Genomic DNA, 10,887 nt, shown 5'->3' with positions numbered 1-10,887 from the left:
TCGAACCTCACCCCACCCCGAAAGGGTTGCGTGCTGGCCGCGGCAAGTCCGACCCCATCGATGCCGAGCTGATCGCCCGCTCCGTGCTTGGCGTCGACACGTCCCGCCTGCGCCAACCCCGCACCGATCAGGGCGAACGGGCAGCACTGCGGATCTTGCTGGCCGCTCGCGACCAGCTCACCGGACACCGCACCACCACGATCAACATGCTCACCGCGCTGATCCGCACCACGGCACTAGGCATCGAACTCGATGCTCGCGCGTCTATCACCACGACCCTGATCCGCACCATCGCCGCCTGGAGAACACGCACCGAACCTGTCGCGACCGCGATCGCCCGCGCCGAAGCAGCCCGCCTGGCCAAAACCATCCTGGCCACCGACGCCGACCTCAAAGCGAATCAGGCACACATCACCAGCCTGTTGCCCGCCACCCCCGCAGCGGCTCTCCTGACCGAGACCGGCATCGGACCGATCACCGCAGCCGCGATCTATGTGTCGTGGTCCCACGCAGGCCGACTCCGCTCCGAGGGCGCCTTCGCTGCACTAGCAGGAGTCAGCCCCCTGCCCGCATCGTCAGGCAACACCACCCGCCATCGACTCAACCGCGGCGGCGACAGACGCCTCAACGCCGCCCTGCACACCATCACCCTGACCCGCATGCGGATCGATCAAGCCACCCGCGACTACATTGCCCGCCGCCAAACCGAAGGACTCACCCTCAAGGAAATCCGCCGCATCCTCAAGCGCTACATCGCCCGACACATCCACCGCACCCTCACCCACGCCACCGCCACCATGCCCACTTGACGAACATAGAAGCGTCACTTTCATCGTGGGGAGGGGGTGGGGAGTGCAGAACGACCGCGGCGAGGCCGCGCAGGGCCGATGCGCGGGCTGGCTACAGCCTGCCGGACGCCTTGAGCGCGAGGTAGCGGTCGGCGACGGCGGGAGCGAGGTGGTCCGGTAGGGCCGTGAGCACCTCGGCGCCGAGCTCGCGCACACGGGCCGCGATCGCGTCCTGCTCGATGGCGGTGCGCGCGGCGGCGGCCGCGGCGTAGTGGTCGTGGGCATCGCCGCGCGCGGCCTCGAGCTCGGCGAGCTCCGGGTCGTCGACGGACGCGACCAGCACGGCGTGCTTGGAGGTGATCGCCGCGACGGTGTCCAGCAGGCCGCCGTCCACCGCTGAGGGGTCGAGGGTCGTGAGCAGGACCACGAGAGCGCGCTGGGACAGCCTGCTCTGGACGAGCCGGGCGACGGCAGGCCAGTCGGGCTCGACGAGCGCGGGCGTCGCCGTCGCGAGCGCGTCCGCGAGCTGGGGCATGACCGCCGGGCCGGTCGCGCCGATGGCGCGGGCCCGCTCGACGCGGTCGAAGGCGGTGACCTGGACGCGGTCGCCGGCCTTCGTGGCGAGCGCCGTCAGCAGCAGCGTCCCCTCGATCGACGCGTCGAGCCGCGGCGCGTCGCCGACGCGAGCGGCGGACAGCCGCGAGGTGTCGAGGACGATCATCACCCGCCGGTCGCGCTCGGGTCGGTAGGTCTTGACCATGACCTCGGCGCGCCGCGCGGTGGCGCGCCAGTCGATCGAGCGCACGTCGTCGCCGATGACGTAGTCGCGCAGCGAGTCGAACTCCGAGCCGGCGCCCTTGAGCTGGACCGCCGTCTGGCCATCGATCTCCCGCAGGCGGGCGAGGCGGGACGGCAGGTGCTTGCGCGAGGCGAACTCCGGCAGCACGCGCAGCGTCGCGGGCGCCTCGATGGACCGCTGGCACCCGGCGAGTCGGAGCGGCCCCTCGGAGCGCACGGTGACGAGGTCCGCGTGGAGGTCGCCGCGACGTGTCGGCACCATCACGGTGCGCAAGCGCGCCGTCTCGCCGCCGCGCAGCCGCAGGCGGTGACGGTCGGCCACTGCGCCCGTCGACGGCTGCCACGCGTCACGCACCGCTCCCCGCACCCGGCGCGAGCCGAGGTTCACGACCTCGAGGACGACGGCCGTGGACTCGGTGAGGCGGACCGAGCCTGGGGGAGTGCGGCGGACGCCGACCGCGCGTGCGCTGGGCGCGATCAGCGCATCGAGGCACGCAAGCACGAGCACGCCGAGCACCCACAGCCACGCGAACGAGCGCTCGTGGATGACCGCCGCCGGCACCGCGCCCAGCGCGGCCAGCAGGACGGTCCACCCGGTGATGTACATGCGATCAGCGCGGGACGGGAACGGAGGCGAGGACGGACTGCAGGACGGCGGCGCTCGTGACGCCTTCGAGCTCGGCCTCGGCGCGCATCTGGATGCGGTGGCCCAGGGTCCACTCGGCGAGGGCCTTGACGTCGTCGGGCGTCACGAACGTGCCGCCGCGCATCCACGCCCAGGCGCGCGCGGTGCTGAGCAGCGCGGTGGCGCCGCGCGGCGACACGCCGAGCGAGACCGACGGGGCCTCGCGCGTCGCGCGGCACAGGTCCACGACGTACTGGGCGACCTCTCGCGACACGCTGACGCGCGCGACGGCGTCACGCCCAGCGTCGAGGTCGGCCACGGCCGCGACGGTGCGCACACCGGCGGCGTCGAGGTCGCGCGGGCTGAAGCCGGCGGCATGACGGAGCACGACGTCGACCTCGGCGTCGCGCGCCGGGAGCGGCACCGGGAGCTTCATGAGGAAGCGGTCGAGCTGCGCCTCGGGGAGGGGATAGGTGCCCTCGTACTCGACGGGGTTCTGGGTGGCGATCACCATGAACGGCTCGGGCAGCTTCCGCGCCTCGCCGTCGACCGTCACCTGACGCTCCTCCATCGCCTCGAGGAGCGAGGACTGGGTCTTCGGAGGGGTGCGGTTGATCTCGTCGGCGAGCAGCAGGTTGGTGAACACGGGCCCCTCGCGGAACGAGAAGGCCGCGGTGCGGGCGTCGTAGACCAGGGAGCCGGTGACGTCGCCTGGCATGAGGTCAGGGGTGAACTGCACGCGCTTGAAGTCCAGGCCCACCGTGTGCGACAGGGTGCGCACCAGCAGGGTCTTCGCGACGCCAGGGACGCCCTCGAGCAGCACGTGGCCGCGGCACAGCAGCGCGATCACGAGCCCGGTGACGATGGCGTCCTGGCCGACGACGGCCTTGCCGACCTCGGTGCGCAGCGCGGCGAGAGATGCGCGGGCTCCCGCAGCGTCGTCGCTGCTAGGCGGCTCGTGCGCAGGAGGTGCCGGGGGCGCCGATGCGGCCTGTGGCTCGGCGGCGGGAGGCGCCGATGCGCTCGGGGTGGGCACGTGCTGCGCGGGCACGTCCTCAGAGGGCACGTCCGCGGCGGCAGGGGGCGTCGCGCCGTCGGCGGGGGCGCCCGCAGCGGCTTCGGGCTCCGCGCCATCCGCGGGCGCGGGCGCGGCGTCCGGCACGGCCGCCTCGCTACCGTCGGATGGAGCGACACCACCGTCGTGGTCCGGCAGCGGTGCCTGCGCGTCAGCGGACTCGGGCGCGTGCGGCTCCCGGGGGCTCTCGGGTGTCTCGGTCACGGTCGCTGAACCTCTCTCTCCAGGGTGTCGAGCTCGTCGATGATGGACATGAGCTGGCCGTCCGACGTGGGCGGCTCGCCGTACAGGATGCGGTCGACGTCGCGGGGGTCGCGTCGCGCGGCGTGCGCGATCGCCGCGACGGTCGCCGCGCGGTCGGAGGTGCGCGGCAGCCCCAGGCGTCGGCCCATGCGCAGGGCGGCGCGTGCACGCATGGCGGCCGCGGCACGCCCGCTGGCCCGCGCTCGGCGGTAGAGGCGCGCGCGACCGCGCGTCGCCTCGGAGGCGCGAACCTCGACGGGAAGCGGCTCGCGCACGAGGCGACCGAACCGCCGCGCGCGCCACAGCGCCGCGACGGCGACGGTGAGCCCGAGCACGAACAGCACCGGGCCGGTCCCCGGCGGCAGGAAGTCGGGGTTGGCCTCGACCTCGGACGGGGGCGTCTCCCCGTCGCCGCCCGAGCCCTCCCACGTCAGGGTCGACGCGTCGAACACGTCGCCGACGTACCAGACCACGCTCTCGTGACGGCCGAGCGTGCGCAGGCTGAGCGCCGCGTGCCCGTACGCGTCGAGGTGCTCGTTGGTGACGATCGGCCACGAGGCCAGCACGCTCACGCGTCGCTCGCCGTCGAGCACGGCGAACGCGCCCCCGCCGTCCGCGTTCGGGAAGCACACGACCGCGCCGGACCGTTCGCCGCCCACGAGCACGGAGTCGAGGGTCGCGACGGACTCCGCGGCGGTCGCGTCGGGGTCGTCGCAGCGGGCGGCCTGCGCCCCGGCGTCGAGCGAGGCGCGCACCGAGAGATCCGTGTCCAAGCCGTCCAGCAACGCCTGGCCGGGACGGATCAGGACGAGGTCGCCGGGGTAGTCCGCGATGGCCTCGATCTGGTAGTCGACCAGCATCTCGCCGTCGGCGATGACGAGCGTCGTGGAGGCAGGGTCGGCGATGCGCGCGCCGGAGAGCGTGGCGGTCTGGCGGACGTCGACGCCCTGACCGCGCAGGATCTGCGCGACGGCGCGCGTGCCGTCCTCGGTCGCGTTGTCGATCGACAGGGTCGTGTAGTCCTCGGGGCGGGCCGTCCAGATGAGCACGCCGATGAACACCACGAACAGAAGGATCGCGATGGGCCCCAGCGGACGCCTGCGCGCGCGGGTGAGCGCCCCGTCCGTTCGCGGAGCGCGGTGGAGCTGGTCGGTCGCGGTCATGCCGGAGCCTTGCTGGTCGAGCGCGACTCGACGGCCGCCAACGTCGCCTCGGCGTGCCGGGCGTCGTCCGCCGTCAGACCGCCGTCGCCGTACCGGGCGGTGTCGAAGGCGGCAGCATCCGCGCCGATGGCGTCCCGCGCGCCGGGAGCGATGGCCCCGATGCGCGCCGCCGCCTCGTGTGCCGTGACGCCGGGGGAGTCGAGGATGGCCTCGCGTGTCTGCTCGAGCCTGACCGACGCACGGAACCATTCCATGACGGCGAGGTCCCAGTCGCCAGCGGACTGTGCGGCCCGGGCGGCGTCGCGGATCTGCGCCCACGACCGACCGTCGTCGTCGAAGATGCCGCCGGAGCCGCTCGCCCGCCGGGAGCGGCGCAGCGGGCCGAGGATGAGCCAGGTGACGAGCCCGATCGCGGCCGCGGCGATGAGCCCGACGAGCACGGCGCCGGGGATGCCGACGCTGTCGCCCACACCGCCGATGCGGCTGAGCAGCTCGCCGATCCACTCCCAGAACCTGTCGAGCGACAGCCCTGAGCCCTCGCGGTACTCGGGCTTCGCGAGCTCGTCGACCGCCCACTCGCGCGCCGTGTCGGCGTCCGGGTCGACGGGCACGTCGACGCGCAGCAGGGGTGTGCTCGCGAGCGGCATCAGCACGGTGTCAGCGACCCGCCTGGGCGGCCGCGCGCGCCTCCGCGGCGCGCGCGAGGTCGAGGTCGAAGCCCTCGTGACGCATCCGCAGGTCGATGTAGAGCAGCGAGAAGACGCTGCCCATGTAGGCGTAGGTCGCGACGAGCGAGATCACCAGCGCCAGCCCGTAGACCGCGAAGAAGGAGATGGCGAGCACCGCGACGTTCTCGGGCGCGATGACTGTCGCGATGAGCGCGGCGAACTGTCCGACGTACTGCAGCGTCGACGCGACGACGTTGATGAGCAGGCCCGTGACGAACACGATGAGGATCGACCACCAGAAGCGCCGGCGGATGAGGGGGAACACGCGCTTGACGGCGGCGACGGCGCCGATGCCCTCGAGCACCACCATCGCCCGCACGATGCCCTGCAGGACCGTCACCACCATGCCCGCCGGCACCAGCACGAGCAGCGCGAGGGCGACGGTCAGCAGGACGGCGCCCACCGAGTCGTCGGACGTGAGACCGCTGACCAGCGCAGGGATGAACACGACGAACACCAGCACCCCATAGACCACTCCGGTCGCGACGTAGATCAGCAGCAGGGCGCCGAGCTTGCGTCGCATCTGTCGCCACGCCACGGCCAGAGAGATGCGCTCGCCCATGACGGCACGGGCGACCCCCGGGGCGACGATCGAGCTGCACAGCACGTCGGTGAGGAACAGCGACACGACGGCGAGCACGAGCAGCACCACCGTCTGCACGTTGATCCCGTCGAGAGACGGGGTCGCGTCGAGCAGCCCGAGCCGCGCATCGGTGAAGACCAGCCACATCGCGGTCATGGTCAGCGCCGCGGTGATGAGGGTGAACAGCAGCGGGCCGCCCAGCACCACCGCGCGGTTGAAGCGCATCGCCTTGAACGGCACGGACAGGAAGTCGCCAAAGGACAGCGGGCGCAGCGGGATGATCCCCGGCTGCCACGAGCGGTACGTGGGCGCCGCGTTGACGGCCGCCGGGCGCAGGGGAGCCGCGCCGTAGGCGGGGCCTGCCGGTGGCGGGTAGGCGGACGCGGGTGCAGGTGCGGGCGTTCCCTGGGGCGCTGGCGCATACGCACCGGGCGTGTGCGGCGCCGGTGCCTGCGAGAAGCCGGGGGGCGCCGATGCGGGCGGTGCGGGCGTCGCGCCCGTCGCCGGCGGCGTCGAGCCCGGTGCGGCCCACGCCGTGGGTGCGGCCTCGCTGGTCGGGGGCTGCTCGCCGTGCGATTCCTCGGGCGTGCCGCCGTGGGGCGGTGGGGGCGTGGTCCCGGGCGTCCAGCCCGTGCCAGCGCCGCCTGGCGCGCTCTCGCTCACTGCACCTCCTCGTCGGTGTGGCCCATCCTGCCATGCGGGGGCGACGCCGCCGAGGGTCCTCGCGGGGCTCGCGCACACCCGCGTGGCAAGATGGGCGCATGACGGCACGCATCCTGGTGGTCGACGACGATCCTGCGGTGGCGGAGATGACCGGAATCGTCCTGCGAGGGGACGGCTTCGAGCCGGTCTTCTGCGACCACGGCGATCGGGCGCTCGAGGTGTTCCGCGAGCAGGCGCCCGACGTGATCCTCCTCGACCTCATGCTCCCCGGCAAGAGCGGCATCGACATCTGCCGCGAGATCCGCGCGGAGTCCGGCGTGCCCATCATCATGCTCACCGCGAAGTCGGACACCGTCGACGTGGTGCTGGGCCTCGAATCGGGGGCGGACGACTACATCCCCAAGCCGTTCAAGCCGCGCGAGCTCATCGCGAGGGTGCGGGCGCGCCTGCGCCGCAACGACAACGCGGTGCCCGCGGTGGTGCGAATCGGCGACCTCGAGATCGATGTGACCGGACACCGCGTCATGCGCGACGGCGAGATGATCCCGCTCACGCCGCTCGAGTTCGACGTGCTCGTGACGCTGGCGCGCGCGCCGGGACAGGTCTTCACCCGCGAGGTGCTCCTCGAGGACGTCTGGGGCTACCGCCACGCCGCCGACACCCGCCTCGTCAACGTCCACATCCAGCGCCTGCGCGCGAAGATCGAGAAGGACCCCGAGAGCCCCGAGATCATCCAGACGGTGCGCGGCGTCGGCTACAAGGCAGGCGCGCACCAGACGTGAGACCCACGGCGCGCTCCGTCGGCGCCGTCCTGCTCGCGCCGCTGCAGCGAGGACTGCGACGGTGGACTCGGTCGATGTCGCTGCGCGTCGTCGTGTCGACGCTCGTCGTCGGCATCGGCACCGTGGCGCTGCTCGGCGCCTACGTGTCGACCGCGGTGCGCGACGGACTGGTTGACGAGCGCGTGGAGAGCGTGCTCGCGGAGAGCGCGCGCGACGCCGCGACGGCGCAGGAGCGCGCCGACACCACCACGGCGGCGAACCCCGCAGACCTTCAGCGCTTCGTCTACGACCTCATCACCGAGCTGAGCGGGCTCGGCGGCGAGAGCCGCGGCCTGGTCATGGTCCGCAGCCCCGACAACACGTCGACCGTCCCGCTCACCGTCGGCGAGTCGACCACGGGCCTGCGCACGGTCATCACGACGGACATGCGCGAGGCCGTGCGCGATGGCGTCCCGCAGCCCTGGCAGTTCGTCGAGCTGCCGACGTCTGGGGACCCCGGCGTGGTGGTGGGCAGCCAGCTCAACATCCCGGTCGCGGGCCCCTACGAGCTGTACTTCGTGTACCCGCTGTCCGACGAGGCGGCCACGCTCGCGCTGATCCAGCGCGTCCTCGCGATCGGTGCCGTGGTGCTCGTCGGGCTCGTCGTCGCGATGACATGGTTCGTCACCGCGCAGGCCGTGCGCCCCGTGCGCCACGCCGCGCGCGTCGCGTCGCGCCTCGCCGAGGGGCGGCTGTCGGAGCGCATGACGGTGCGCGGCCACGACGAGATGGCCACGCTCGCCCAGACCTTCAACGAGATGGCCGAGTCCCTGCAGCGTCAGATCACGCGCATGGAGCACCTCTCGCGGCTGCAGCGCCGGTTCGTGTCCGACGTGTCGCACGAGCTGCGCACCCCGCTCACGACCATCCGCATGGCCTCGGACGTGCTGCACGACGCGCGCGGCGACTTCGCGCCGCACGTGGCCCGCTCGGCCGAGCTGCTGAGCACCCAGCTCGACCGGTTCGAGGCGCTGCTGAGCGACCTGCTCGAGATCTCGCGCATCGACGCGGGCGCGGCGCAGCTCGAGTTCGAGGAGAACGACCTGGCCGACGTCGTGCGCGACGAGGTCGAGGCCGTCGCGCCGATCGCCCAGGACATGGGCGTCCAGCTGAGGCTGTACGTCGCCCCCGGTCCGCACACGGCGTCGTTCGACCGTCCGCGGGTGGGCCGCATCATCCGCAACCTGCTGTCGAACGCGATCGAGCACTGCCAGGGCACGCCCGTGGACATCGCGGTGCGGTCCAACCGGCGCGGCACCGCGGTCGTCGTCCGTGACTACGGCCTCGGGCTGACCCCGCACCAGGTCGACCGCGTCTTCGACCGGTTCTGGCGCGCGGACTCGGCGCGCGCCCGCACCATGGGTGGCACCGGCCTGGGCCTGTCGATCGCGCGCGAGGACGCCGTGCTGCACGACGGCACGCTCGAGGTGTGGGGCTCGCCCGGGCAGGGCGCGAGCTTCCGGCTGCTGCTGCCGCGCACCTCCGAGGGCCTCGGCCGCAACGCGCCGCTCGCGCTCGTGCTGCGCGAGAGGGAGTTCGAGAAGGTCGGCCCGCAGGTGACGCTGCAGCAGGGGCTGCACGCCTTCGGCGACGACCGCGACGCGGGGGTGAAGGCATGAGGCGCGCGACGGCTCTCGTGCTCGCGGCCGCGCTCGGCCTCGCGGGCTGCGCCTCGATCCCCACATCGGGCCCTGTCGAGGAGGGCAACGCGGACATCTCGCCGGTCGACCCCCTGGTGCCCATCCAGGAGGGTCCCGACCCCAGCGACGACCCGGCGGCGATCGTCACCGGCTTCCTCACCGCGTCTGCTTCCGGAGTCGCAACGGACTTCACGGTGGCGCGTGAGTTCCTCACGCCCGACGCCGCGGCGAGCTGGGACCCCGGAGCGCACACCCTGGTGTACGACTCGGGCGCGGTGACACCGGAGTGGAACGAGGCCACCCGCACCGTCAACTACGGAGTGCCGCTGTCCGCCGCGATCGACGAATCAGGACGGCGGATCGACGCCGCGGACGACGCGGTCGCGCCCATCGAGTTCACCCTCGCCCAGGACGCGCAGGGCCAGTGGCGCATCTCGGAGCTGGACGACGGCGTCGTGATCTCCGAGGCGGACTTCACGCGCTTCTTCCGTGCGGTGGACTTGGTGTTCGCGACCACCGACCGCACCACCGTCGTGCCCGAGGTGCGGTGGCTGCCCGACAACAACATCGCGACGGCCGTCTCGCGCGAGCTCATCGAGGGGCCGTCGCCGTGGCTCGCCGATGCGGTCGTCACGGGCTTCCCGGCGTCCGCCTCGCTCGCGGTGCAGTCGGTCGTGGTCGAGGACGGCCTCGCGACCGTGGACCTGTCGACGCAGTCCGCGAGCGACCCCGAGGACAGCGCGCTCGCCCTCGAGCAGATGCGCCTGTCGCTCACGGGGCTGCCCTCCGTGACGGACGTCGAGGTGCGCATCGGCGGCCTACCGCTCGCCGTGTCAGGCGACGCGGAGCTCGCCGCCGCCCCGGTGCCGGACGGCGAGGCCGCCGCCTTCGTCGATGGCCGGCTCGGCGTGTGGGACGGCGAGCAGCTGTGGACCACCCCGCTGACCGCGGGTGGCGTCGGCGACGACGCCTCGGGCCTGGCTCGCGCGTATCCCGGCGGCGCCGTCGCCTACCTCCAGGGCGGCTCCGAGGTCGTGACCACGCCCCTGCTGGGCGAGGAGGGCACGGTGCTCGTCGAGCCGACGGGCGACCTGGGTGATCCGCCGGGTCCCGTCGACACCACCCTGCTTCACTCCGGCGAGGACCTGGTCGCGCCGTCCTTCGACCGCTACGGGTACGTGTGGACCGCCGAGACCTCGGGCGACGAGGGCCTCGTGGCCATCGCGTCCTCCGGTGAGGAGACGGCGCTCCCGGTCGAGTGGCTGCAGACCCGTTCGGTGATCGCCATCGCGGTGTCGCGCGACGGCGCGCGCATCGTGGTCGTGTCGCGCGCGGGGGGCCAGCCGGTGGTGGAGGTCGCGGCGCTCGTGCGCGATCCCGGAGGCGTGCCGCTCAGCGTCGGCGAGCCGCTGGCGATCGGCGCCGGTGTGGGCACCGGCGTCGAGGTGGTGTGGGTCGACGACACCACGGTGGGCGTCCTCGGCCAGGTGGTCGACGGCTCGCCCACGCCGCTGTGGCTGGTCGAGGTGGGCGGGGCGACCACCGTCGTCGCGACCATCCGGGACGCGGTCGACGTCGCCGTGCGCTCGGGCGAGACGTCGCTCCTGGTCATCGCCGGCGACGGCCACGGTGAGGAGCGCTCGGGGTCGTCGTGGGTCCCGGTCCTCACCGGGGTGTCCGAGATCGCCTACTCGGGCTGAGCCGTCCCCAGGGCGGGCGGGCGGGCGAGCGGTCCCCAGACGAGCGCATCGGCGCTGCGC

The 10,887-nt window shown here is 73.2% G+C and carries 9 protein-coding genes; 4 read left to right on the top strand and 5 right to left on the bottom strand.

Going from position 1 to position 10,887, the window contains the following annotated elements; genetic code table 11:
• Positions 1-809: transposase (locus B7K25_RS09885; RefSeq protein ID WP_144018955.1), on the top strand; the 809-nt coding region annotated here is incomplete at its 5' end.
• A gap of 91 nt (positions 810-900) precedes the next feature.
• Here B7K25_RS09885 and B7K25_RS09880 read toward each other — a convergent pair.
• The 5 genes from B7K25_RS09880 to B7K25_RS09860 all read right to left on the bottom strand — a co-directional run bounded on the left by B7K25_RS09880 (position 901) and on the right by B7K25_RS09860 (position 6,666).
• Positions 901-2,193, bottom strand: a complete 1,293-nt coding sequence (locus B7K25_RS09880) for a DUF58 domain-containing protein (RefSeq protein WP_084105867.1) — start codon at positions 2,191-2,193, stop codon at positions 901-903.
• A 4-nt stretch (positions 2,194-2,197) separates the two neighbouring features.
• Positions 2,198-3,277 carry an AAA family ATPase gene (locus tag B7K25_RS09875; RefSeq protein ID WP_371328299.1) on the bottom strand — a complete coding sequence of 360 codons (1,080 nt, stop codon included), beginning with the start codon at positions 3,275-3,277 and terminating at the stop codon, positions 2,198-2,200.
• A 209-nt stretch (positions 3,278-3,486) separates the two neighbouring features.
• Positions 3,487-4,692: a DUF4350 domain-containing protein gene (locus tag B7K25_RS09870; protein WP_084105866.1), complete on the bottom strand. Its 1,206-nt coding sequence runs from the start codon at positions 4,690-4,692 to the stop codon at positions 3,487-3,489.
• Complete coding sequence (locus B7K25_RS09865; RefSeq protein WP_144018954.1) at positions 4,689-5,339, bottom strand: DUF4129 domain-containing protein; 651 nt, start codon at positions 5,337-5,339, stop codon at positions 4,689-4,691. Before B7K25_RS09865 ends, B7K25_RS09870 begins: the two co-directional genes overlap by 4 nt.
• 10 nt (positions 5,340-5,349) lie before the next feature.
• The gene (locus B7K25_RS09860) at positions 5,350-6,666 is read right to left on the bottom strand and encodes a hypothetical protein (RefSeq protein WP_084105864.1); all 1,317 of its coding nucleotides are present in this window, start codon (positions 6,664-6,666) and stop codon (positions 5,350-5,352) included.
• Positions 6,667-6,764: 98 nt separating this feature from the next.
• Between B7K25_RS09860 and mtrA the strand changes: the two genes are divergently transcribed.
• Genes mtrA through B7K25_RS09845 form a run of 3 tightly spaced genes read left to right on the top strand, consistent with a single transcriptional unit; the run spans position 6,765 to position 10,827 of the window.
• Positions 6,765-7,448 (top strand): MtrAB system response regulator MtrA, encoded by a 684-nt coding sequence (gene mtrA / locus B7K25_RS09855; protein ID WP_084105863.1) that lies wholly within the window; start codon positions 6,765-6,767, stop codon positions 7,446-7,448.
• The gene (mtrB, locus tag B7K25_RS09850; protein WP_144018953.1) at positions 7,445-9,106 is read left to right on the top strand and encodes an MtrAB system histidine kinase MtrB; all 1,662 of its coding nucleotides are present in this window, start codon (positions 7,445-7,447) and stop codon (positions 9,104-9,106) included. Before mtrA ends, mtrB begins: the two co-directional genes overlap by 4 nt.
• Positions 9,103-10,827, top strand: a complete 1,725-nt coding sequence (locus B7K25_RS09845; protein ID WP_084105861.1) for an LpqB family beta-propeller domain-containing protein — start codon at positions 9,103-9,105, stop codon at positions 10,825-10,827. The genes mtrB and B7K25_RS09845 overlap by 4 nt, the downstream gene beginning before the upstream one ends.
• The last annotated feature ends 60 nt before the right edge of the window (positions 10,828-10,887 follow it).

This window comes from Demequina sp. NBRC 110056 (assembly GCF_002090155.1).
Lineage (GTDB): Bacteria > Actinomycetota > Actinomycetes > Actinomycetales > Demequinaceae > Demequina.
The sequence above is the reverse complement of the archived record's forward strand: the minus strand, read 5'-3'. Positions and strand labels throughout refer to the sequence as shown.

Excerpts from the sequence above, each read along its gene's own strand:
- B7K25_RS09880 (WP_084105867.1), bottom strand. The coding sequence starts at position 2,193 with ATGTACATCACCGGGTGGACCGTCCTGCTGGCCGCGCTGGGCGCGGTG.
- B7K25_RS09870 (WP_084105866.1), bottom strand. The coding sequence starts at position 4,692 with ATGACCGCGACCGACCAGCTCCACCGCGCTCCGCGAACGGACGGGGCG.
- B7K25_RS09865 (WP_144018954.1), bottom strand. The coding sequence starts at position 5,339 with ATGCCGCTCGCGAGCACACCCCTGCTGCGCGTCGACGTGCCCGTCGAC.
- mtrA (WP_084105863.1), top strand. The coding sequence starts at position 6,765 with ATGACGGCACGCATCCTGGTGGTCGACGACGATCCTGCGGTGGCGGAG.
- B7K25_RS09845 (WP_084105861.1), top strand. The coding sequence starts at position 9,103 with ATGAGGCGCGCGACGGCTCTCGTGCTCGCGGCCGCGCTCGGCCTCGCG.